Annotated in this window: 19 protein-coding genes; 11 read left to right on the plus strand and 8 right to left on the minus strand. The window is 73.4% G+C overall.

What is annotated here, in order from left to right:
- Positions 1–17 precede the first annotated feature (17 nt).
- The 4 genes from ACZ5WK_RS23190 to ACZ5WK_RS23205 form a co-directional block, all read right to left on the minus strand.
- On the minus strand, positions 18–938 hold the full coding sequence (locus tag ACZ5WK_RS23190) for a carbohydrate ABC transporter permease (RefSeq protein ID WP_331741930.1): 921 nt from the start codon (positions 936–938) through the stop codon (positions 18–20).
- The gene (locus ACZ5WK_RS23195; protein ID WP_465549605.1) at positions 935–1,891 is read right to left on the minus strand and encodes a carbohydrate ABC transporter permease; all 957 of its coding nucleotides are present in this window, start codon (positions 1,889–1,891) and stop codon (positions 935–937) included. Before ACZ5WK_RS23195 ends, ACZ5WK_RS23190 begins: the two co-directional genes overlap by 4 nt.
- Positions 1,892–2,079: 188 nt before the next feature.
- On the minus strand, positions 2,080–3,408 hold the full coding sequence (locus tag ACZ5WK_RS23200) for an ABC transporter substrate-binding protein (protein WP_465549607.1): 1,329 nt from the start codon (positions 3,406–3,408) through the stop codon (positions 2,080–2,082).
- A gap of 201 nt (positions 3,409–3,609) precedes the next feature.
- A complete protein-coding gene (locus tag ACZ5WK_RS23205; protein ID WP_465549609.1) occupies positions 3,610–5,376 on the minus strand; it encodes a glycoside hydrolase family 35 protein in 1,767 nt (588 codons plus the stop codon).
- 269 nt (positions 5,377–5,645) lie between these two features.
- Between ACZ5WK_RS23205 and ACZ5WK_RS23210 the strand changes: the two genes are divergently transcribed.
- Positions 5,646–7,889 carry an RICIN domain-containing protein gene (locus tag ACZ5WK_RS23210; RefSeq protein WP_465549611.1) on the plus strand — a complete coding sequence of 748 codons (2,244 nt, stop codon included), beginning with the start codon at positions 5,646–5,648 and terminating at the stop codon, positions 7,887–7,889.
- Between the two features lie 216 nt (positions 7,890–8,105).
- On the opposite strand, the gene ACZ5WK_RS23215 is transcribed toward ACZ5WK_RS23210, so the two are convergent.
- Complete coding sequence (locus ACZ5WK_RS23215) at positions 8,106–8,501, minus strand: RidA family protein (RefSeq protein WP_465549613.1); 396 nt, start codon at positions 8,499–8,501, stop codon at positions 8,106–8,108.
- Positions 8,502–8,947: 446 nt separating this feature from the next.
- Between ACZ5WK_RS23215 and ACZ5WK_RS23220 the strand changes: the two genes are divergently transcribed.
- From ACZ5WK_RS23220 to ACZ5WK_RS23240, 5 genes are read left to right on the plus strand one after another with little or no spacing between them, the layout of a single operon-like run.
- A complete protein-coding gene (locus tag ACZ5WK_RS23220; RefSeq protein ID WP_465549810.1) occupies positions 8,948–10,576 on the plus strand; it encodes an ATP-binding protein in 1,629 nt (542 codons plus the stop codon).
- Positions 10,576–10,980 carry a roadblock/LC7 domain-containing protein gene (locus ACZ5WK_RS23225; RefSeq protein WP_465549615.1) on the plus strand — a complete coding sequence of 135 codons (405 nt, stop codon included), beginning with the start codon at positions 10,576–10,578 and terminating at the stop codon, positions 10,978–10,980. Before ACZ5WK_RS23220 ends, ACZ5WK_RS23225 begins: the two co-directional genes overlap by 1 nt.
- Positions 10,977–11,342, plus strand: a complete 366-nt coding sequence (locus tag ACZ5WK_RS23230; protein WP_465549617.1) for a DUF742 domain-containing protein — start codon at positions 10,977–10,979, stop codon at positions 11,340–11,342. Before ACZ5WK_RS23225 ends, ACZ5WK_RS23230 begins: the two co-directional genes overlap by 4 nt.
- Positions 11,323–11,940 carry a GTP-binding protein gene (locus ACZ5WK_RS23235; protein ID WP_465549619.1) on the plus strand — a complete coding sequence of 206 codons (618 nt, stop codon included), beginning with the start codon at positions 11,323–11,325 and terminating at the stop codon, positions 11,938–11,940. The genes ACZ5WK_RS23230 and ACZ5WK_RS23235 overlap by 20 nt, the downstream gene beginning before the upstream one ends.
- Positions 11,941–11,997: 57 nt before the next feature.
- On the plus strand, positions 11,998–13,428 hold the full coding sequence (locus ACZ5WK_RS23240; protein WP_465549621.1) for a cytochrome P450: 1,431 nt from the start codon (positions 11,998–12,000) through the stop codon (positions 13,426–13,428).
- A 22-nt stretch (positions 13,429–13,450) separates the two neighbouring features.
- On the opposite strand, the gene ACZ5WK_RS23245 is transcribed toward ACZ5WK_RS23240, so the two are convergent.
- Positions 13,451–14,026: a TetR/AcrR family transcriptional regulator gene (locus ACZ5WK_RS23245; RefSeq protein WP_465549624.1), complete on the minus strand. Its 576-nt coding sequence runs from the start codon at positions 14,024–14,026 to the stop codon at positions 13,451–13,453.
- Positions 14,027–14,129: 103 nt separating this feature from the next.
- On the opposite strand from ACZ5WK_RS23245, the gene ACZ5WK_RS23250 reads away from it, so the two are divergent.
- Positions 14,130–15,383, plus strand: a complete 1,254-nt coding sequence (locus ACZ5WK_RS23250) for an alpha/beta hydrolase (protein WP_465549626.1) — start codon at positions 14,130–14,132, stop codon at positions 15,381–15,383.
- Positions 15,384–15,423: 40 nt separating this feature from the next.
- Here the strand turns inward: ACZ5WK_RS23250 and ACZ5WK_RS23255 are convergent, their stop codons facing one another.
- Positions 15,424–16,338, minus strand: a complete 915-nt coding sequence (locus ACZ5WK_RS23255) for an aminoglycoside phosphotransferase family protein (protein ID WP_465549628.1) — start codon at positions 16,336–16,338, stop codon at positions 15,424–15,426.
- Between the two features lie 236 nt (positions 16,339–16,574).
- Here ACZ5WK_RS23255 and ACZ5WK_RS23260 point away from each other — a divergent pair, with 236 nt between their 5' ends.
- The 4 genes from ACZ5WK_RS23260 to ACZ5WK_RS23275 all read left to right on the plus strand — a co-directional run bounded on the left by ACZ5WK_RS23260 (position 16,575) and on the right by ACZ5WK_RS23275 (position 21,664).
- Complete coding sequence (locus ACZ5WK_RS23260; protein WP_465549812.1) at positions 16,575–17,147, plus strand: histone deacetylase; 573 nt, start codon at positions 16,575–16,577, stop codon at positions 17,145–17,147.
- Between the two features lie 143 nt (positions 17,148–17,290).
- On the plus strand, positions 17,291–18,475 hold the full coding sequence (locus ACZ5WK_RS23265; protein ID WP_465549814.1) for a CapA family protein: 1,185 nt from the start codon (positions 17,291–17,293) through the stop codon (positions 18,473–18,475).
- Positions 18,476–18,795: 320 nt separating this feature from the next.
- Positions 18,796–20,214, plus strand: coding sequence for a family 2B encapsulin nanocompartment shell protein (locus ACZ5WK_RS23270; RefSeq protein ID WP_465549630.1), 1,419 nt, complete (start codon positions 18,796–18,798; stop codon positions 20,212–20,214).
- Positions 20,201–21,664 (plus strand): SufS family cysteine desulfurase, encoded by a 1,464-nt coding sequence (locus ACZ5WK_RS23275; RefSeq protein ID WP_465549632.1) that lies wholly within the window; start codon positions 20,201–20,203, stop codon positions 21,662–21,664. The genes ACZ5WK_RS23270 and ACZ5WK_RS23275 overlap by 14 nt, the downstream gene beginning before the upstream one ends.
- A 157-nt stretch (positions 21,665–21,821) precedes the next feature.
- On the opposite strand, the gene ACZ5WK_RS23280 is transcribed toward ACZ5WK_RS23275, so the two are convergent.
- Positions 21,822–21,986, minus strand: a complete 165-nt coding sequence (locus ACZ5WK_RS23280; protein WP_465549634.1) for a hypothetical protein — start codon at positions 21,984–21,986, stop codon at positions 21,822–21,824.
- Between the last annotated feature and the right edge of the window lie 4 nt (positions 21,987–21,990).

The following is a 21,990-nucleotide window of genomic DNA, read 5'->3' on the forward strand; positions in this document are numbered from 1 at the left end:
GCGGCGGCGCCGGGGTCTCAGGCCTTGACGCCGCCCGCCGTCAGGTCGGTGCGCCAGAACCGCTGAAGCAGCAGGAAGGCGACGACCAGCGGGACGACGGAGACCAGCGAGCCGGTGACGACCAGGTTGTACGGGGTGTGGTCCTTGAGGCCGTTCCAGTAGTAGAGGCCCAGGTTGACCGGCCAGAGCTTCTGGTCGGAGAGCGTGACCAGTGGCAGGAAGAAGTTGTTCCAGATGGTAGTGAACTGGAACAGGAAGACGGTCACCAGCGCCGGCGAGAAGATCCGCAGGACCACCGTGAAGAAGATCCGGAACTCCCCCGCGCCGTCCATCCGGGCCGCCTCCAGGATCTCGTCCGGGACGGACGCGGCGGCGTAGATCCGGCAGAGGTAGACACCGAACGGGCTGACCATGCTGGGCAGGAGGACCGCCCAGACGGTGTTGACCAGGTGGGCCTTGGAGAGCAGCAGGTAGACCGGCAGGGCGAGCAGCGGCGCCGGGACGAGCACGGCGGCGAGGATCGTGTTGAACACCGCCTCCCGGCCCCGGAACCGGTACTTGGTGAGGGCGTAGCCGGCCATCGCCGCGAGCAGCGTGGCGGCCGCGGCGCCGACCCCGGCGTACAGGACGGTGTTGAGCAGCCAGCGGAAGTAGAGGCCGTCGTTGGCGGTGGCCAGGTCGTGCAGGTTGTCGCCGAGGTGGAAGGCGGAGAACCGGAAGCCGTCACTGCCGAAGAGGTCGCTGCTGCTCTTGGTGGAGGCCACCAGCAGCCACCAGGCGGGCAGCAGGAAGTAGGCGGAGAGCACGAACAGGACGGCCGTGCCGAGGACGTTGGGCCGCGGCCGGCGGCCGGGAGCGGACGGACGGGCGGGCCCGGCGGTGCGGCCGGTGGCCGGGCCGGCGGCCTCGGGGCGCGGGTCGAGGTCGACGGTGCTCATGCGGTCACCCGGTTTCCGGTGAGGCGCACCGAGAGGCGCAGGAAGGTGAAGGACAGGACGCAGGTGGCGAGGGCCAGCAGGACGGCGATCGCCGCCGCCTTGCCGTAGTCGTTGTTGCCGAAGGCCGCGTTGTACGCCGCCATGTTGGGGGTGTAGTCGGCGGAGACGGTCGAGGCCAGCGAGTGCAGGACCATCGGCTCGGTGAAGAGCTGCAGGGTGCCGATGATGGAGAAGATGCCGGTCAGCACCAGGGCGGGGGCCACCAGGGGGATCTTGATGTGCCAGGCGATCCGCCAGGGGCCGGCGCCGTCGAGGTCGGCGGCCTCGTACAGCTCGCTGGGGATGGCCTGCAGGGCGGAGAGGATGACCAGCATGTTGTAGCCGGTCCAGGTCCAGGTGACGATGTTGGCCATCGACCACAGGACGGTGCCGGAGGAGAGGAAGTCGGCCTCGATGCCGAGGTCCTTGAGGCCGGAGACCAGCGGGCTGGTCCCGGGCAGGTAGAGGAACGCCCAGAGGATGGTGGCCACCACGCCGGGGATCGCGTACGGGAGGAAGTAGGCGAGCCGGAAGAACTTCCGCAGCCGGGTGCCCTTGGCGTCGATCAGCAGGGCGAGGCCGAGGGCCAGGCCGAGCATCACCGGCACCTGGACGGCGCCGAACAGCAGGACCCGCCCGATGCCCGCGACGAACGACCCGTCGCCGAGGGCGGCGGTGTAGTTGTCGAGGCCGGCGAAGACCGTTCTGGCCGGGCCGAAGCCCAGGCCGGAGCGCTCGATCCGGAAGAGGCTCTGCCAGACCGCGTACCCGATGGGCAGCAGGAACAGGGCGGTGAAGAGCAGGCCGAAGGGGAGCAGGAAGCCGAGGGCCGCGCGGTTGCGGGCCGGGCCGCGTCGTGCGGTGGCGGCCTTCGGGCCGGTGCGGCCCGTCACCACCGGGGTTGCTGCGCTCATCTGGGGTTTCTCTCTCGTGCTGGCGGTCGGTCCGTCAGTCGGTCGGTAGGGCCGCTGCTCGGTCCGTCAGGAGGACCGTCAGAAGGTCCGTTGATCAGTGCCGGGGCCGGCGGGCCGCGGCCCGTCAGGTGCGCGCGGTCCGCCGGCGGTGCGGGTCGACCGGCGGTGTCGGTCAACCGGCGGGGGGGTCAACCGGCGGTGACCGTCAGCCCCTTCGACTTCATCGCGTCGACCGTCTTGCCCTGGACGGTGCCCAGGGCCCCGGTCAGCCGGCCCTTGGACGCGACGGCCGCGCCGAAGGCGTCGGTGAGGTCGCTGGAGGTCTGCGTCATCGTCGGGCCCCAGCTGAACGGGGCGGCCTGCGCCGACGCCTGCTTGAAGACGTCGAAGACCGGCTGGTTGCCGAAGTACGCGCTCGGCTTCGCCAGCGCCGGGGCGGAGGTGCCGCTGGTGGAGGCGGGGTAGATGCCGGCCTTCTCGACGAGCGTGGCGACGGCCGCCGCGTCGGTGCTCATCCAGTTGGCGAACTGCAGCGCCGCCGCGGTGTTCTTGCAGCCCTTGACCACCGCGGTGGAGGAACCGCCGTCGTTGCCCACCGACTTGGCGCCGTCCTGCCACTGCGGCATCGGGGCCACCGCCCACTTGCCGGACGCCTGCGCCGCGTTCTGCTCGAGGATGGAGGAGAACCAGACCGGGCCGGGGTACGCGGCGAGCGTGCCGTCCTGCAACTCCTTGTAGAGGTCGGGGGTGCCGCTCTGCTCGGACTTGACCAGTCCCTTGTCGACCAGGCCCTGCCAGTAGTTCGCCACCTTCGCGGTCCCCGGGTCGCTACCGAGCGAGACCTTCCAGCCCTTGGTGTCGGTGCCGAACCAGCTGCCGCCGGCCTGGGCGGACATGCCGGCGAACCACCAGGGGTCGTCCGGGTTGAAGACGCTGAGGTAGCCGTTCGGGTTCGCGGCGCGCAGCTTGTCGGCGTCGGCGGCGAACTCCTCCCAGGTGGCCTGCGGCTTCAGGCCGTACTGCGCGTACAGGTCGCTGCGGTAGTAGAGCGCCATCGGGCCCATGTCGACCGGGATGCCGTACACCTGGCCGCCGACCTTGACGGAGTTCCAGGCGGCCTCGCCGTACTGCGGCTGGTACTGGGCGGCCTCCTTGGCGACGTCCTGGACCGCGCCCTCGACGACGAAGCTGGGCAGCGACTCGTAGCCGACCTGGGCGAGGCAGGGGGCGTTGCCGGCCTTGACCGCCGCGAAGATCTTCGCGTAGCCGCCCTTGCTGCCCGAGACGATCTTCTCGAACTTGACCCGGACGTCCTGGTGCGTCGCGTTGAACTGGGCCGCCGCCTCCTCGTAGCCCGGCGCCCAGCCCCAGAAGGTGACTTCGGTGGTTCCGCCGGCCTTCGGGCCGCCGTCGCCCGATCCGCCGTCACCGCCGGAGCTGCAGGCCGCGACGCCGGAGAGCAGCGGAAGCGCCACGGCGGCGGCCAGCAGTCGGGTGCGGATTCGTGTCTTCGCCATGGATCTGGTCCTTTGAGTACGGGAGGTGCTGGGGGATCTTGATTGGGTGTGCCCGAAGCTGTGCTCTTAGGTGTTTATTTCCGAGGAGTATTGTTCAGAATCGAGCATCTGCCTAGAGAGTGCGGAGCACGAAGCGGTCTCGGTTTCGACACGGCCGCGCGGCCCGCGGCAGGGGCGGACGGACGGCCGGTCACGGTGGGGTCAGCCGAGGTCCGGCCGGGGCCCGAGGTCCACGGCGGGGTCGGCGCAGTGGTCCAGTTCGAGGACGGTGATCTCGTTCGGCCCGCTGCGCAGGACGGGCCACGGCAGGTAGAGCGTGCGCTGGGGGCCGCGGTCCCAGTACCGGCCGAGCAGGAAGCCGTTGACCCAGACGTAGCCCTTGGTCCAGCCGGGCAGTGCCAGGTACCCGTCGGCGGGCTCCGCCACCTCGAAGCTGCCGCGGTGGAAGACCGGACCGGGACCACCGGCCGGCGCTGCGGCCGCGTCCCAGGGGAGGCGGTCGGGCGTGCCGTCGGCCAGCGGCATCGGGTCGATGGTCCAGCCGTGCAGGTACTGCTGGGTGTGCAGGGCTCCGGTGATGCCCTTGCGGTCGCCGATCCCGGCGCCGTAGTTGACCCGGCCCATCGACTCGACCAGGACCTCCAGCCGGGCCTCCGCCCCGGGCACCGCGACCTTGAGGGGTTCGTGCTCCACGTCCCGCTCCAGGGTGGCGAGGAGGACGCCGTCGACGTGGATCCGGGCCCGGTCGGCGAGCCCCTCGACCGTCAGCGGGTAGTCCGCACGCGGGCCGGGGATGGTGCTCCGGTAGCGGACGAGGCCGTGCGGGAGGCCGAGTTCCTCGAACGAGAGCGGGACGGCCGACCGAACCGCCCCGGTGGAGAGGTGGTCCACGACGTCCGCCAGCGGCAGCGACCGGTCGAGCTCCACCCGGCACGGTGCCAGCACGGGCGGGAGCTCCTCGGGCTCCGGCACGGCGCCGTCCGCGTACGCCGAGAGGACGTCGCGGAAGGCCCAGAACTTCGCGGTGGGGGCGCCGCGTTCGTCCAGCGGGGCGTCGTAGTCGTAGGAGGTGACGGTCGGCTGGTAGCCGCGGCCGGTGCGGGGGTCGGCGGTGTTGGCGCCCGCCCAGGTGCCGAAGTTGGTGCCACCGTGGGCCATGTAGAGGTTGACGGAGGCCCCGGCCGCCAGGATCTCCCGCAGGGCCCCGGCGGCGTCCTCCGCCCCGCGGGTGGTGTGCCGCTCGCCCCAGTGGTCGAACCAGCCGTTCCAGAACTCCATGCACATCGGCGGGTCCTGGGGGCGGTGGCGGCGCAGTTCGGCGAAGGCCTCGCCGGCGCGGCTGCCGAAGTTGACGGTGGCCAGGTGGCCGGGGAGGGTGCCGCCGGTGAGGAAGAAGTCCTCCGGCCCGTCGGAGGTGCAGAGCGGGACGTCGATCCCGCGGGCGCGCAGGCCGTCGGCGAGGTGGGCGAGATAGCCGCGGTCGGTGCCGTAGGAGCCGTACTCGTTCTCGATCTGGACCATCAGGACGTTGCCGCCGCGGGTGCTCTGGTGCTCGGCGAGGAGCGGGATCAGCGCGTCGTACCAGCGGTCGACGTGGGCCAGGTAGCGCGGGTCGCCGGTACGCAGCGGCAGGTTCCCCTCGGCCTGGAGCCACCAGGGCAGGCCGCCGTTCTCCCATTCCGCGCAGATGTAGGGGCTCGGGCGGACGATCGCGTGCAGTCCGGCGTCCGCGGCGGCGCGCAGGAAGGCCCCGAGGTCGGCCCGCCCGGTGAAGTCGTAGCTGCCGGGCCGCGGCTCGTGCAGGTTCCAGGGGACGTACGTCTCCACGGTGTTCAGGCCCATCGCCCGGAGCATGCGCAGGTGGCGGGGCCACTGCGCGGGCAGGCTGCGGAAGTAGTGCAGGGCGCCGGACAGCAGGCGCAGCGGGCGTCCGTCGAAGGTGAAGCCGGTCGGGGAGATCTGGAGCATGCGGTCCTCGGGGGGGTCGGTGCGTGCGGTGGGTGTGGCGGGCGAGGCGGGTCCGACGGGGCCTCGGCGCGGTGCCGCTTGCCGATACCTGGCGCGTTGGGGGTTGATTCAAGCATCTTTGAACAGATTAGGGAACCAGAGGTGCAGATTTCTGATCGAAGGTGTTGACATCTGTGTGTTCCCGGATCGGATACTGCAGCCGCTGGACCTGACACCGCGACCGGCCCCACCCGCCGCTCGCCCTCGCCCCCGCCGCGAAGGAGACCCCCGTGTCCGCCCCACCCCGCAGAGCACTCGCCGCCGTCCTCGCCCCCGCCCTCCTGGCGTTCGGCGCGGGCACCGCCGCGCCGGCCTCGGCCGCACCACCGGCGCCCGCCACGACCGCCGCCGCCACGTACACGGTGAGCGTCGGAACGCCCGTCACCTACCAGCACCCCACGGACACCCCCGCCGTCCCGTACACCGACAAGGACGGCACGTTCTGGTTCCAGCAGTCCGCCGCCCTCTACGGCGCGAACGACCCCCGCTACTGGGACTTCTTCACCGGCCGGGACTTCGACTCCGCCACCCGGTCGAGCGCGGTCAGCAACGCGGTCGACCCCGCCAACGCCAACGACCGGAACAACGACACCACCTGGCGCTGCAACAACAGCCCCACCGGCCGCGAGGCGAGCTACGCGCCCGCCGGGTCGTCCTACGCCCAGAAGAACTTCTGCGACCTGTCCGGCGTCTGGGTCGACCCGGACACCGGCCACTGGTACGGGCTGGTGCACAACGAGTTCACCCCGCAGCCCTTCGGAGACGGACTGCACTTCGACGCCATCGACTACGCGGTCTCCACCGACCAGGGCCGGACCTGGACCATCAAGGACCACGTCATCACCTCGCCGTACAGCACCAAGCGGGGCGACACCGCGGCCTTCCCCAACCAGACCTTCCACTACGGCGACGGCGACCAGCGCCTCTTCGTCGACACCGCCTCGGGCTACTTCTACGTCTTCTACGGCTCGCGGATCGTCGAGAAGGGCGGCGGCTGGAAGGCCTTCCACGAGCACGTGGCCCGGGCCCCGATCTCCGCGAAGATGGCGCCCGACTCGTGGCAGAAGTGGTACGACGGCGCCTGGTCCCAGCCCGGCGTGGGCGGCCGGGAGAGCAACATGGTGCCCGCCGACCAGGCCCACCCCACCGGCTACACCCCGGCCGCCGGCGAGTACGACCCGGCGAACCCCGGCACCGTCGCCCAGCAGGTCGCGGCCGGCACGATGCCCGCGACCTCGCCCCTGTTCGTCATGGACGTCACCTACAACGCCTACCTGGGCCTCTACATCGGCGAACCCCAGGCGGTCGACCAGAGCGGCTCGGCACCCCAGCAGTACTACGCCACCGCCGACCTCGCCAGTCAGAAGTGGGTCCCGATCGGCGACACCGGCGGCTACCACACCGCGTCCTGGTACCGGTGGTTCCTCGACGGCGCGAACCGGACGAGCTCCACGATCGTCGGCAAGTCCTTCCGCTCGTACTGCGCCTTCGGCTGCTCGGGCGGCGCGTCCGGCGAGTACGTGAACGTGACCATCGGCAGCTCCGCGCCGGCCGCTCCCCCGGTCGACCTCGGCAAGACCTACCGGATCGCCAACGCCGACGGCCGGGTGCTCGCCCAGGTCTCCGGCGGCTCCGCGACGACGTCGGTGGCCGCAGCGACCGGATCGGCCCTGGAGTCCTGGAGCTTCGCCTCCAACGGCGACGGCTCCTACCGCATCGCCAACGCCTCCACCGGCCGGCTGCTCGGCGTCGACTCCACGGCCGTCGCCGGCCGGGCCTGGGGCGCCCTGCCCACCGCGACCGCCGCCGGCGCCGGCGGGCCCGGCGTCGGCCAGCAGTGGTTCGTCGTCCCCCAGAACTCCTCCGCCGGGGAGGCCACCGGCTCCTTCAAGCTGGTCAACCGCTACAGCGGACTCGTCCTCGGCCTCTCCGCGGCCGGCGGCCGGCCCGCCGAGACCACCCCCGTCCGGAGCTGGAGCGACACCAGCGGCAACCCCGTCGGCGGCGCCCGGACCGCCGCCGAGCAGGCCCTCACCCTCACCGCCACCGGCACCGTGCCCAACCCGCCGCTGGACGGCACCCACACCCTGACCGTCTCCGGCAAGGCCCTCGACGACCCCGGCCACTCCACCGCCCAGGGCACCCAGCTGGTCACCTGGGCACCCAACGGCGGCGCCAACCAGGACTGGGTCCTCACCCGACAGGGCGACGGCAGCTACCAGATCGCCAACGGCGAGTCCAAGCTCTGCCTGGACGTCAGCGACGGCTCGACGGCCGCCGGCGCCAAGGTGGTCCAGTGGGCCTGCACCGGAGGCGGCAACCAGCGCTGGCTGGTCACGCCGGCCCCCGGCGGCTACCGGATCGCCTCACGCAAGAGCGGTCTGCTGCTCACCACCGCCTCGGCCGGCGACGGGGCCAAGGTCACCCAGCAGGCCGACACCGGGTCGGCGTTGCAGCTCTGGACGATCGGCTGACGCTGCGGCCCCGGTCCGCAGCACGTAAGGGGGAGCCGGCCCGGCGCACGACGCGCCGGGCCGGCTCCCCCGGTGTCGTCATCGGCCACAGCGCCCCGGCCCGGGGTGAACGCCCGCACGACGGCGACCTGGACCGCTCCCGGTCCCGGTCCCGGCGCCTGCTTCCGCTTCCCTGCCTCCCGCTGCCGACTGCCGGCTCCGGGAAGGGCGACGCCCTCAGCCCGGCAGAACCGCGTCGATCTCCACCTCGACCAGCCAGTCGGCGTCGATGAAGCGGGAGACCTCGACGAACGTGCACACGGGCCGGACGTCGGCGAACCGCTCGCCGTGCGCCCGCGCCGCCTCCTTCCACGTGGTCACGTCGACCAGCATGACGCGCGTCCGGATGACGTCCGCCATCGAGGCGCCGGCCGCCTCCAGCGCCCGCTCGGCGATGTCCAGGCACCGCACGGTCTGCGCATAGACGTCACCGGGCGCCGCCGTGGAGCCGTCGTCCGCGATCGGGGCCGTGCCGGCCACCGCCACGTGATCACCCACCCGGACCGCCCGCGAGAAGCCGATCTGCGGTTCCAGTGGCGACCCGGAGCTGACGGCCTGTCGAATTCCTGCCATCCGGCCATGCTGCCAGACCGCGCTCGCCGCCTTCCACCCGGGCCCTCACCCGCCCGCCGTCGCCCACGAGTTCGGAACCGGAGCACTTAGCACGGACCCCTGCGGCGCGGGGCGGTTTTCCCGTGACACCCCTCGCATGGGCGAACTGGGCGCGGGCTGCGGTCCGGCGAGCCCGGGGCGCGGTAAACCTGGTTCCCGCACAACCCGGACGACGGGACAGGAACCCTGCCCCGGTACGTCCCGGCGGTGTGCGCGACGCGTGGGACATCCGACCGGGGAGGCACCGAAATCAGCTGCAGAGCAAGGCCGTTGAGGCCCGACCGGAGGACCGCCGGCAGCCGGCCGTCCTCCTCACGGCCCGGCCGGCGGCCCGCCCGCCGCACGCTGCCCGCACGAGCCGGTGCCCGCTCGTCGTTCACTACTCTTCCGATCGTTTGAGGATGCTGATGCTTGGTGCTGGATCGTCACCCAGAGGTCGGCGCTCCGCTCCCGTGCTGGTGTGGCTCCTGCCCGTGGTGGTGACGGCGGCGGCCGCTGTCGTCGCGACGGTGGTGGTATCCGCCGGTGCCCGGGCGGGGGTCGCCTGGTGCGGGGTGGTGGGGACGGCGGCGGCCGCCGTGGTGGCCGGCGAGGCCGCGCGCCGGGGGCGTGCGCTGGACGCCCTACGGGCGCAGTGCGCGCGGCAGGAGCGCGAGTTGCTCGCCCGGCTGGCCCGACAGGAGAGCGAGACGGCGCGCCTGGCCCGGGAGGACCTGCCCGCGGCGGTCGCCCGGCTCCACGGCGGCACCTCCGTCACGGACGTGCTGATGGCGTACGAGTCCCACGACGCCATCGCCGGCCCGCAGTTCGAGGCCTCCCGGCACGCCGTGCTGCGCACCGTCCTGGAGGCGGTCGACAACGAGGAGGCGCTGCGCGAGTCCGCCCAGCGCGCCTTCGTCAACATCGCCCGCCGCGTCCAGGCCATCGTCCACCGGCAGGCCCAGGACCTGCGCGAGATGGAGAACCGCCACGGCACCGACCCGGCCGTCTTCGACGACCTGCTGCGCCTGGACCACGGCAACGCGCTGATCGGCCGTCTCGCCGACAGCATCGCCGTCCTGGGCGGTGCCCGCCCCGGCCGCCAGTGGGGCCGGGCGGTGCCGCTCTACAGCGTGCTGCGCGGCGGCATCTCGCGGATCCTGGACTACCGGCGCGTCGAGCTGCACCCGGTGTCCGAGGTCGCCGTGGTCGGACCGGCCGTCGAACCGCTCATCCACGCCGTCGCCGAACTCCTCGACAACGCCACCCGCTACTCCCCGCCGCAGACCAGCGTGCACCTGACCGCCGTCGAGGTGCAGACCGGCATCGCGATCGAGATCGAGGACGGCGGCCTCAGCCTCAGCGAGGAGGGCCGGGCCCGCGCCGAGCGGATGCTCCGGGAGGCGCAGGCCGGCATCGACCTCAACGACCTCGGCGAGACCCCCCGGCTCGGCCTGGCCGTCGTCGGCCGCCTCGCGCGGGCCTACGGCTTCCAGGTCTCGCTGCGGCCCTCCGCCTACGGCGGGGTGCGCGCCGTGCTGATCGTGCCGCAGGAGTGCATCACCACGGCCCCCGCCACCGGCCGTGCCCACGGCATCGGCGCCGCCGCCAAGTCCCGGGCGGCCGGTGCGCCCCGGCCCGCGGCGACGCCCCGTACGGCCGGGATCTCCCGGGCCGCGGGCGGACCGCAGCCGTGGGGGGCGCGGACGGTCTCCGTCTCCGGGACGGGCGCGCCGCCCGGATCGTCCCGCGGGTCCTTCCTCGGGTCGTCGCCCGGCTCCACCTCGGCGGGCGGCTCGGGGCGGTACCCGGCAGAGGACGACATCCCGGTGATCAACGGGCGGACCGCCAACGGCCTGCCGCAGCGCCGCCGTCACGCCGCCCCCTCCTCCCGCACCGTCACCCCCCGGCCGGCCGCCGTCCCCGAGCCGGCACAGGCGCCGGTCCAGCCCGGTCTGTGGCTGGCCGCGTTCACCGAAGGGGTCAACGGACAAGCACCGTCAACCGATGCGGCCGTCCGCACCGGTGAAGAGTCGGCAGAAAAGGGCGAGCAGTAATGCAGCAGCGCAGCAACATGGACTGGATGCTCAAGGACCTGGCGGAGAGCGTCCCGTACACCCGTCACGTCATCGTCCTCTCCGCCGACGGTCTGCGGATCGCCCAGCACGGCGCCGACACCGACACCGCCGACCGCCTCGCCGCCGCCTGTGCCGGGCTGCAGAGCCTGGCCGCCGCGGTCGGCCACGAGTTCCCGTACGGCGACGGCCGGATGCGGCTGGTCGTCATCGAGATGGGCGGCGGCTTCTTCTACCTGATGGCCGCCGGCGCCCGCGCCTTCCTGGCCGTGCTCGCGGACGAGGGCGTCGACGCGGGGCTGATGGGGCAGCGGATGCGCGACCTCGTCGCCCGGATCGGCGAGCATCTCACCACGCCCCCGCGCAACGGCGAGCAGGTCGCATGAGCGCAGCCGACCAGGGCCAGGGCTGGGACGAAGACGACCCCGAACGCCTCTACGTGATCACGCGCGGCCGCAGCGGCGTCACCGAGCAGACCACCTTCGACCTGGTCACCCTCATCGTCTCCCGTGCGGAGCCGACGCCCGCCATGCAGCCCGAGCATGCGGCGATCCTGCGGATCTGCGGCTCCCCGCTGTCCGTCGCCGAGATCTCCGCCTACCTGGGGCTGCCGATGAGCGCCGTCACCGTGCTGCTCTCCGACCTCCTCAACGAGGAACGGATCGAAGCCCGCGCCTGCGTCCCGCAGGCGATCCTCCCCGACCGCGCCCTCTTGGAGGCGGTGATGCATGGACTCCAGAAGCTCTGACACCGTGACGGGTCCGCCCAGCGCGGACCTGCTCCCGGACACGGCCACCATGGCCGTCAAGATCGTGATCGTGGGCGGTTTCGGTGTCGGCAAGACCACCATGGTCGGCTCCGTCAGCGAGATCCGCCCGCTGACCACGGAAGAGACGATGACCCAGGCCGGGGCCGACGTCGACGACACCGCCGGGATCGAACGCAAGACCTCCACCACCGTCGCCATGGACTTCGGCCGTATCAGCATCAACGAGGAGCTGGTGCTGTACGTCTTCGGCACCCCCGGGCAGGAGCGGTTCTGGTTCCTCTGGAACGGCCTGTTCGAAGGGGCGCTCGGCGCGGTCGTCCTGGTCGACACCCGCCGGCTCGAAGTCAGCTTCGACGTGATCGGACGGCTGGAGGACCGCGGCGTGCCGTTCGTCGTCGCCGCCAACACCTTCCCGGAGTCGCCGACGTACCCGACCGAGGAGCTGCGGGCCGCCCTCGACCTGCCGCCCGAGGTGCCGATCGTCCACTGCGACGCCCGGGCCCGCGAATCCAGCCGGGACGTCCTGCTGGCCCTGATGCGCTACCTGTACAACCTCTCGGCCCCGCCCGGGCGCTGAGGCCGCTCCGCCCAGGCACCCACCCGACCACCGCCTCCCGCTCACCCCGGAGAAACCGTGACCTCCCCGTTCACCGACGACGCCTCCCCCACGCCGCTGCCCGGCTGCCCCGCCCACCAGTACGGCGGCCTCGGCGCCGACGGACTCCGGCGGATCTACGGGCCGGAGGCCGAGGCCGACCCGGCCGGCCTGTACGAGAAGCTCCGCGCCGAGCACGGCGAAGTGGCCCCCGTCCTCCTGCACGGCGACCTCCCCGCCTGGCTGGTCCTCGGCCACTCCGCCAACCTCATCGCCATGCGCACCCCGTCCCGCTTCTCCCGGGACTCCCGCCGCTGGACGGCGTTCCGGAAGGGCCTCGTCGCCCCCGACTCCCCGCTGATGCCGGTCATCGCCTGGCAGCCGCTCTGCGTCTTCGCCGACGGCGCCGAGCACAAGCGCCTCCGGGGCGCCGTCACCGACGGCCTCAACCGCTTCGACCGGCGCGGCACCCGCCGTCACGTCACCCGCGCCGCCGACCGGCTGATCCGCGAGTTCGGGCCCACCGGCCGGGCGGAGCTCATCTCCCAGTTCGCCGAGCACCTCCCGATGCTGGTGATGACCCAACTGCTCGGCATGCCCGACGAGTACGGCCCCCGCCTGGTCGACGCCGCCCGCGACCTGATGAAGGGCACCGCGACGGCCATCGCCAGCAACGACTACGTCGTGGCGACGCTGCGCCGCACCATGGAGCGCAAGCGGCTCTCCCCCGGGCCCGACCTGGTGTCCTACCTCCTCCAGCACAGCGCCGGGCTCACCGACGACGAGGTGATGGAACACCTGCGGGTCGTCCTGCTCGCCGCCAACGAGACCACGGTCAACCTGATCGCCGACACGCTCAAGATGGTCCTCACCGACCGCCGCTTCCGCGCCCACCTGTCCGGCGGCCACATGACCCTGGCCGACGCCCTGGACCAGGTCCTCTGGGACTCCGCGCCGATGTCCCTCGTCGCGGGCCGCTGGGCCACCGGCGACACCGAACTCGGCGGCCAGCAGATCAGGACGGGCGACATGCTCCTGCTCGGCCTCGCCGCCGGCAACGTCGACCCGGTCGTCCGCCCCGACCTCGCCGCGCCCCTCCACGGCAACCGCTCCCATCTCGCGTTCGGCGCCGGCCCGCACGAGTGCCCCGGCCAGGACATCGGCCGGGCCATCGCCGAGAGCAGCATCGACATCCTCCTCACCCGGCTGCCGGACCTCGGACTCGCCGTCCCCGAGGAGGAGCTGACGTGGACGTCGGCGTGGATCTCCCGCCACCTGGTCGAGCTGCCGGTGAGGTTCAGCCCCCGGACCATCGCCCCGGAGGACCCGGAGCTCACCGCACCCGTGCGCCGGACGACACCGCCCGAGGCGCCCGTCGCCCCGCCGGCTGCGCCGCCCGTCGTCGGCGCCACCGTCCCCCGGCAGCGGCGCAGTTGGTGGGACCTTCTCACCCGGGTGTTCCGCCGCTGACGCCGGCCGCCGCCCGCCGTGGTCAACCGGCGGGCGGCGGCCCGTAGACGGTGTCCAGCAGGCTCCGGGTGAAGCGATCGAGGTCGTCCAGGCCCGCGGCGGCGAGCGTCACGGGCCCGCCCGCCAGCAGGTGGGGGACGGCCGCGTGCAGGGAGAGCGTGACGGCGGCCGCCCGCTGCGGGGTGACCGGCAGGCCGGCGGCACGCTGGGCGTGCTCGAAGGCGGTGAAGTCGGCGGCGGACACCGCGTCCAGAACGGCCGTCAGCCCGGGCCGGCGCGCGGCCTCGGCGCGTAGTTCGAGGTAGGCGAGCATGCGGGCGCGGCCCGGGCCGGCGACGTTCTCCAGCAGCGCGCGCAGCATCGCCGCCAGGGCTGCGCGGTCCGTGGGCGCGGGCCTGGGCACCTCCCCGTACAGCTCCGCGCACCGCTCGGCCACGGCCGCGAGCAACGCGTCCCGGGTGGGGAAGTAGTTCTTGGCGGTGCCCGCGGGGACGCCCGCGGCGGCGTCGACGGCCCGATGGGTCAGGCCCCGCCCGCCGGCCGCCGCCAGCACCTCGATGGCCGCATCCCGCAGCCGGTCACGTCGGTCCGTGTTCACCTTGCCGATACTACCCCACCCGTGGTACTACAGATGTGGTACCACGGGTGAGGTAGAGCCGCTGGGGTGAAACCGTGGACCGGTCCGATCGGAGGGTGGTCCCGTGCCCATCGGCTACCTGGTGACCGTGGCGTCCGTCGCCGCGGGGACGTTGTTCGCCCTCGCGCCGGCGCGGCGGCCCCGGCCGCTCGCCTACCTGAGCTTCCGTCTCGGCCTCGTCGTCAGCGAGTTGCCGATCGTCGCCCTCGCCTGGATCATCCTCTGGACCGCCACCGCATTCGCCCAGGGCGACATCCACGAGCCCGCCGGGTGGACGGCCGTGGCGGTCGCCGCGGCCACCCTCGCCGGCCTCGCGGTCGTCGTCAGGCGCGGACTGCGCGCCCGGTCCGTCATCGGACACGCCCTCACCGAGGGCCTGGGCGACGACTGGCGGGCCGCCATCGCCCCCGACATCGCCTCCGGCGCCGCCACCGGCCTGCGCCACGGCCGGCCGCTCGCGCGCATCCTGCTCCGCCCGTTCCCCGGCCGCCCGCGCAGCGTCGCCCGGGCCGCGAACCTGCCGTACGGCCCCGCCGGCCGCCGGCACCGGCTCGACGTCTACCACCACCGCACCCGGCCCGCTGGCGCTCCCGTCCTGATCCACCTGCACGGCGGCGGCTACCACGGCGGCCGCAAGAGCAGCCAGAGCATGGCCCTGCTGCACCGTCTCGCGAGCCGCGGCTGGGTCTGCGTGAGCGCCGACTACCGCCTGCGGCCCGACGTCCGGCACCCCGAGCACCTGATCGACCTCAAGCGGGTGATCGCCTGGGCCCGCGACCACGCCCACGAGTACGGCGCCGCCCCAGCCACCCTGTTCGTCGCGGGCAGCTCGGCGGGCGCGCACATGGCGGCGCTGGCCGCCCTCACCCCCGGCGACCCGGCCCTCCAGCCCGGCTTCGAGACCGCCGACACCTCCGTCACCGCCGTCATCGGCCTCAACGGCTACTACGGCCCCTACTACGGCCAGGGCCCCGAGTCATCCCCCTCCGCTCACGTCCGCGCCGACGCACCGCCGTTCCTGCTGGTGCACGGCGACCTCGACACCGTCGTCCCCGTCACCATCGCCCGCCGCTTCACCGCCGACCTGCGGGCCGCCTCCGAGGGTCCCGTGGTGTACGCCGAACTCCCCGGCGCCCAGCACGCCTTCGACCGCTTCCACTCACTGCGCTACGAGGCGGTGGTGGACGGCGTCGAGGCCTTCGCCGCGTGGGTGCGATCGACCGGGCGGGCGGCGGAACCGCCCTGCCCGGCGGTCGCCCGGGGGAGGCGCGCGCCTGGGAGCGGTTCCCCTGCAGCCTCGACCCGGTCGTCCCCGTGACCGGGCCCCGGCGGGCACGGTGCTTGCCGCTCCCGCTCGTTCAGCCGGCCGTGGCGACGAGGCGTCGCAGCGCGGCGTGGGCGGGCGGGCCCCAGGTGGGCTTTCCGCCGGGGCGGCCGCGGTCGCCGGCCTCTCCGATGAGGATGCCGCCGAGGGCGCGCAGCACCGCCCAGCCGCGGGCGCGGCGCAGGGTGGCGGCGTCGGCGACCGGCCGGTAGGCGTCGTGGAACCGGTCGGCGGCACCGTCCGGCAGCAGTGTCCAAGGGGCGGCGAGGTCGCAGGCCGGATCGCCCGCGCAGAGGTCGCCGAAGTCGATCACGCCGCAGAGGGTGCCGCCCGCGGTGAGGACGTTGGCCGGGTGCAGATCGCCGTGGAGCCACAGCGCCGGGCCCGCCCAGTCGGGCGCGGCGGCGGCGTCCTCCCAGACCGCGCGGACGGCGTCCGGGTCGGGGATCAGCCCCAGCTCGGTGGCCGAGGTGAGCTGCTCGGCGAACCCTCCGGCGCAGTCGGACAGCGGCCCTCCGCGGCCACGGCCCGCGGGCGCCCCTTCGGGGGCCGGGCGGTGGAGGGCCGTGAGAAAGGCGGCCAGGGTGTCGGCGGATTCCTCGGCGCGCGTGGCGGGGGCGCGGTCGGCGGGTTCCCCCGGCACCCAGGTCGTGACGATCCAGGGGCGCGGGAACCGCTCGGAGGGCTCGCCGAGGCGCTGCGGGACGGGGACCTGGAGAGGAAGGTGCGGGGCGAGGACGGGCAGCCAGGCGTGTTCCTTGCGCAGCAGCGCGTCCGCGGACCGCGTCGCCCAGGGCAGCCGGACGGCGAGGTCGTCGCCGAGCCGCCACATCTGACTGTCCCAGCCGCGCGCACCGAACCTCAGGGGGCGGTCGGCCAGGTCGGGGTGCTGGTCGCGCAGCAGCTCCCGGACCAACTGGGCGGTGACCTCGGTCTCGGTATGGGTCATGAGAGGAGACGATAGCGCCGCCGACCGCCCCGCAGCGGTGCGGCCGTGGCCGGGGTACCCGGCCCCGGCGGGGCCGGTGCCGGTCGGCGTGGCCGCGGAGACCGACGGCCGAGGACCGGGCACGGACTGCGGGCGGGGCGGCGGCCCGTTGGATACCGTCGCTGGTTGTGGAGGAGATCCGACGGGGTGTCAGCAGGGCTGCGGGGCACGTCTGGTACGCGGCGTACGGCTCGAACATGCATGCCGGGCGGCTGGACTGCTACCTGCGGGGCGGTCGGCCCCCGGGTGGGGCCCGCACCTATCCGGGGTGCCGGGACGGCGGGCCGCCCGAGCGGGCCGTGCCGGTGATGCTGCCCGGGGCGCTGTACTTCGCGCTGGAGTCGGCGGTCTGGGGCGGCGGCATGGGCTTCTACGATTCCGCCCAGGCGGGCGAGATTCCCGCGCGCGCCTATCTGCTCACCGTGGGGCAGTTCAGTGACATCGCGGCGCAGGAGATGTACCGGGAGCCGGGGGCGGATCTCGCGCTGGACGGGGTGCTCGGCGCGGGGCGGGAGCGGCTCGGGCCGGGCCGGTACGAGACGCTGGTGTGTCCCGGCGCCCTGGACGGTGTGCCGGTCCTGACGTTCACCGCTCCGTGGGGCCTTCCGGACGCCGAGCTGAACGTTCCGCGCGCCGCCTATCTGCGCAACCTCGCCGCCGGCCTGGCCGAGGCCCACGGCTGGGGCCCCGGGCGGGCGGCCGACTACCTGAGCAGCCGCCCAGGGGCGGCCGGGCACTGGAGTTCCGCGGCGCTCCTGCGGGAGCTGTAGTGGCAGGCAGGGCCGAATGCCCGCCGAGGCCCGTGCGGGGTGCCCCATCGGGTGACGTCGGGGTGTGGGCTCCGGGCCGGCCGGGCGGGCGCTCGCATAGTCGGAGGTGCTGCCAACTCCTCCGATCGTGAGACGAGCCGATGATGCGCCGCCTGCCTCGCCGAGAGACCTTCGCCGCAGCGGTTGCGCTGCTCCTGACCGTCGCCGGGTGCAGCGGTCCGGCCGTGCGGCCGACCGCGCCGCCGTCGTCATCGCCGGTGGACGCGGGCTCCCCGGCCGGGCCGCGGGCGTTCACGCTGGTCGCCAGCGGGGACGTCCTGCCGCACACCGAGATCATCCGGCAGGCCGAGGAGGACGCCGGGGGTGACGGGTACGACTTCGGCCGGATGCTCGCCGGTGTCAAGGCCGTCGTCGGTACGGCGGACCTGGGCATCTGCCACATGGAGACCGTGTACGGCGCCGAGGGCGGACCCTTCACCGGCTACCCGTCGTTCAAGTCGCCCCCGCAGGTCGCGCGGGCCCTCAAGGACGTCGGCTACACGTCTTGCGACACCGCCTCCAACCACACGCTGGACGACGGCCCCGACGGCATCCGGCGGACGCTCGACGCGATGGACGCCGTGGGGCTGAAGCACACGGGGTCCGCGCGCAGCGAGGACGAGGCCGGCAGGCCCGCGCTGCTCACGGCGGGCGGGGCGACGGTGGCCCAGCTCGCCTACACGTACGGCACCAACGGCATCGCGCTGCCGAAGGGGCGTCCGTGGGCGGTCAACCTCATCGACCGGGACCGGATCCTCGCGGACGCGCGGGCCGCCCGGGCCGCCGGCGCCGACATCGTCGTGGTCAGCGTCCACTGGGGCACCGAGTGGCAGGACGAGCCGGACGCGCAGCAGCTCACGCTCGCCCGTGAGCTGGCCGCCGAGCAGGGTGACGGCGGCCCTCAGGTCGACCTGGTCCTCGGCACCCACGCGCACATCCCGCAGGCGTACGAGAAGATCAACGGCACCTGGACGGTCTACGGCATGGGCGACCAGCTCGCCGGACACATGTTCAACCGCTCCGGGGCGGAGGATCCGCGCGGCAACTGGAGCTCGATCGCGCGGTTCACCTTCTCCCCGCCGGCCCTGCCGGGACAGCGGTGGACCGTGAGCAAGGCCGAGTTCATCCCGCAGCTGACGGACCTCGGCCCGCCGTACCGGGTGCTCGACCTCGCCGAGGCGGTCCGCCGCAACCCCGGCCGCCCCGACTTCGCGCAGGCCCTGGACCACATCCGCTCGGTCGTGCTCAGCCGAGGCGGCGCCTCCGCCGGGCTGACCATGGCGCCCTGAGCGGCCCGGGCGCCTCGCGGTCGCCGGGGCCCGACGACGCCACCGGCTCCCGTGTCACTCCCCCTGCACACGGCGACCTCAAAGTCCGACTTTCGAACATCTCACACCGACTTATAGATAGGTTCATTCGTTCGAGTGAGTTTGCCGACGGCCCACGGCCGATGTTCTGCACCGGAACCATCTGGCCCTCATCGAACACGCTCACGCCACCTCGGCGCGGCCGGAACAATCGTCGCGGCGGTCGGCGAATGCCCGATCTGCCGTGTCCCTCAATGGGTCTGATGCCCATTCAGTTCTCCCGACCAGAGCAGGGAACAGCGATGACGACCGAGACCGTTCAGCAGAGTCAGCCGAGCCGGCAGAGTCTCAGCACCTCCTCCGCCAGGAACCTGGCCACCACCACCAAGACCGCGCCGCAGATGCTCGGGATCACCCCCCGCTACCTGCTGCGCGCCATGCCCTGGGTGGACCTGGAGGCGGGCGTCTACCGGGTCAACCGCCGCCGGGGCTTCATCCTCGGCAACGGGATGATCAGCACCTACGTCGACGGCGACGGCGCCTCCCGGGTGATCGCCGAGGACCTGCGCGAGCTGCCCTTCCTCAGCCAGGTGGACAGCCCCCTGCTCGCCGCCCTCGCCAACGGGTTCGAGGAGCGCGAGGTCGCACCCGGCGAGATGATCGTCGACACCGGCACCCCCGGCGAGCAGTTGCACATCATCGCGTTCGGGCGCGCCGAGAAGCGCGCCACCGGGGAGTACGGCTCGGACGCCCTGCTGACCGTCCTCGGCGACGGCGACTTCTTCGACGCCACCGCCTGGGCCGAGGGCACGCCGATGCCCTACCGGGTCAAGGCGGTCAGCGCGTGCACCGTCCTCTCCCTCGACCGCCGGATGCTCATCGAACTCGCCGACCGCGAGCCCTCGTTGCGCGCCCAGCTGGACGCCTTCAGCGCCGACGGCCGGGAGCCCGCCGACCGCGAGCACCCGATCGACCTCACCTCGGGCCACTCCGGCGAGCCGTACCTGCCGGAGACCTTCGTGGACTACGAGGAGGCCCCCCGCGAGTACGAGCTGAGCATCGCGCAGACCGTCCTCAAGGTGCACACCCGGGTCTCGGACGTCTACAACTCCACGATCGACCAGGTCCAGGCGCAGCTGCGGCTCACCACCGAGGCGCTCCGCGAGCGCCAGGAGTGGGAGATGCTCAACCACCCCGAGTACGGGCTGCTCAACAACGTCGTGCCGAACCAGCGCGTGCGCACCCGCACGGGCGCGCCGACCCCGGACGACATGGACGAGCTGCTCGCCCGGGTCTGGAAGCAGCCGGCGTTCTTCCTCGCCAACCCGCGGGCGATCGCCGCGTTCGGGCGTGAGTGCACCCGGCGCGGGGTGCCGCCGCAGATCGTGGAGCTCTTCGGCAGCCCGTTCCTGACCTGGCGCGGCGTGCCGCTGCTGCCCTCCGACAAGCTCGACCTGAAGGGCTCGGCCAGCTCGGCGCCCGGCACCACCAACATCCTGCTGATGCGGGTCGGCGAGGACCGCCAGGGCGTGGTGGGCCTGCGCCCGTCGAAGGTCCCGGACGAGGTCGAGCCGGGCCTCTCGGTGCGGGCGATGGGCGTCGACCGGCGGGCCATCACCTCGTACCTGGTGACCAGCTACTTCTCGGCCGCCGCGCTGGTGGACGACGCCATCGCCGTGCTCCAGAACGTCGAGGTGTCGAACTACCATGACTACTCCTGACGGATACGGCCGCGGCACCGGGCTCGCCGGGGCGAGCCGGCCTCCGGCCGGCACCGACCGCCCGACCGGCCTGCTACCGGGCGGCCTGGTACCGGGCCAGGTCCCGCTGCCCGCGGCCCTCGCCCACGCGGCGGGCGGTCCCCGGTACTGGCTGCCTCCCCAGCCCGGCCCGGCGGCCGCTACCGCTCCCGCCACCGCGCTCCCCGCGCCGCCGGCCGTGACACCGGGCGGGTTCGACGTCGAGGCCGTCCGGCGGGACTTCCCCCAGCTGCACCGGGAGGTGAACAGCCGCCCGCTGGTCTGGCTCGACAACGGGGCCACCACACTCAAGCCGCGCCAGGTGACCGAGGCGGTCGCCGAGCACTACTCGATGGGCACCTCCAACGTCCACCGCGGCGCGCACACCCTCGCCCAGCAGGCCACCCAGGTCTACGAGGAGGGCCGCGAGGAGGCCGCCAGGCTGCTCGGCACGCAGGACGCCGGCGAGATCGTGTTCGTCCGCGGCACCACCGAGGCCGTCAACCTGGTGGCGCAGTCCTGGGGCCGGGCCAACCTGGGCGTGGGTGACGAGATCCTGGTCTCGGCGGCCGAGCACCACTCCAACCTGGTGCCCTGGCAGCTGATCGCCAAGGAGCGCCGGGCCCGGATCCGGCCCATCCCGCTGCTCCCCGACGGCCAGCTGGACCAGGACGCCTACCGGGACCTGCTCGGCTCGCGGACGAAGCTCGTCGCGCTCACCCACGCCTCGAACGTGCTGGGGACGGTCCCACCGGTGGCCGAGATGACCGCACTGGCACACCGGTACGGCGCCCGCGTCCTGGTGGACGGCGCACAGGCGGTGAGTCACTTCCCGGTGGACGTCACCGCGCTGGACGCCGACTTCTACGCCTTCTCGGGGCACAAGATCTTCGCCCCGACCGGCATCGGCGTGCTCTACGGCAAGCGCGAAATGCTGGAGGCCATGCCTCCGTGGCAGGGCGGCGGCAACATGATCGACTCGGTGAGCTTCGAGGAGACCTCCTACGCCCCCGTCCCGCACCGGCTGGAGGCGGGCACCGGCCACATCGCCGGGGTCGCCGGACTGCGGGCGGCCCTGCGGTACCTGGCCGGGCTGGACCGTCCGGCCGCCACCGCGTACGAGAAGCAGCTCACCGCGTACGCCATGGGTGCGCTGGCGGCCGTCCCCGGGCTCCGGCTGATCGGCGACGCGCCGGGGAAGATCGGCGTGCTGACCTTCCTCCTCCCCGGCACCGACCCGACCGCCCTCGCCGGGGCACTCGACCAGCAGGGCATCGCGGTGCGCGCCGGGCACCACTGCGCGCAGCCGGCACTGGCCGCCTTCGGCCTGCAGAGCGCAGTACGGGCCTCGTTGGCCCTCTACAACACCGTGCAGGACGTCGACGCCCTGGTGTCCGCCCTCCAGGGCATCCTGGCGGCCCCGGCGGAGTAGGTCGGGCCGCCAGGAGGGGGTGTCCGGCATCGGCGGTCGTCACCACCGGTGCCGGACACCCCCTGCTGCGTGCGTGGAGGCGAACCGCGGGGGCGGACGGGTTCGCCGTGGATCACTGTGGGCCGCCACGGGTTCGGCACCGCTCGGCCGGCGCCTGTCAGGACGTCAGGGCCTCGCGCACGCGGGACGCGACCGCCGCGTCGGTCAGGAGGTCGTTGTGCTTGAGGCAGCCGAGCCGGACGTTGTCGGCCCCGGTCAGGCGGGTGCTCTCCGGTGGGGTGATCTGCTCGTCGCAGGCCGACCAGAGGGTCGTGTACCACACCGGT

The organism is Kitasatospora sp. NPDC032757, assembly GCF_055579305.1.

What these genes read in the sequence shown, in the direction of transcription:
- ACZ5WK_RS23275 (WP_465549632.1), top strand. Translation starts at nt 20,201, where the DNA reads ATGACTACTCCTGACGGATACGGCCGCGGCACCGGGCTCGCCGGGGCG.
- ACZ5WK_RS23260 (WP_465549812.1), top strand. Translation starts at nt 16,575, where the DNA reads ATGCATGCCGGGCGGCTGGACTGCTACCTGCGGGGCGGTCGGCCCCCG.
- ACZ5WK_RS23205 (WP_465549609.1), bottom strand. Translation starts at nt 5,376, where the DNA reads ATGCTCCAGATCTCCCCGACCGGCTTCACCTTCGACGGACGCCCGCTG.
- ACZ5WK_RS23200 (WP_465549607.1), bottom strand. Translation starts at nt 3,408, where the DNA reads ATGGCGAAGACACGAATCCGCACCCGACTGCTGGCCGCCGCCGTGGCG.
- ACZ5WK_RS23215 (WP_465549613.1), bottom strand. Translation starts at nt 8,501, where the DNA reads ATGGCAGGAATTCGACAGGCCGTCAGCTCCGGGTCGCCACTGGAACCG.
- ACZ5WK_RS23225 (WP_465549615.1), top strand. Translation starts at nt 10,576, where the DNA reads ATGCAGCAGCGCAGCAACATGGACTGGATGCTCAAGGACCTGGCGGAG.
- ACZ5WK_RS23220 (WP_465549810.1), top strand. Translation starts at nt 8,948, where the DNA reads ATGCTTGGTGCTGGATCGTCACCCAGAGGTCGGCGCTCCGCTCCCGTG.
- ACZ5WK_RS23230 (WP_465549617.1), top strand. Translation starts at nt 10,977, where the DNA reads ATGAGCGCAGCCGACCAGGGCCAGGGCTGGGACGAAGACGACCCCGAA.
- ACZ5WK_RS23255 (WP_465549628.1), bottom strand. Translation starts at nt 16,338, where the DNA reads ATGACCCATACCGAGACCGAGGTCACCGCCCAGTTGGTCCGGGAGCTG.
- ACZ5WK_RS23265 (WP_465549814.1), top strand. Translation starts at nt 17,291, where the DNA reads ATGCGCCGCCTGCCTCGCCGAGAGACCTTCGCCGCAGCGGTTGCGCTG.
- ACZ5WK_RS23195 (WP_465549605.1), bottom strand. Translation starts at nt 1,891, where the DNA reads ATGAGCGCAGCAACCCCGGTGGTGACGGGCCGCACCGGCCCGAAGGCC.
- ACZ5WK_RS23270 (WP_465549630.1), top strand. Translation starts at nt 18,796, where the DNA reads ATGACGACCGAGACCGTTCAGCAGAGTCAGCCGAGCCGGCAGAGTCTC.
- ACZ5WK_RS23235 (WP_465549619.1), top strand. Translation starts at nt 11,323, where the DNA reads ATGGACTCCAGAAGCTCTGACACCGTGACGGGTCCGCCCAGCGCGGAC.
- ACZ5WK_RS23190 (WP_331741930.1), bottom strand. Translation starts at nt 938, where the DNA reads ATGAGCACCGTCGACCTCGACCCGCGCCCCGAGGCCGCCGGCCCGGCC.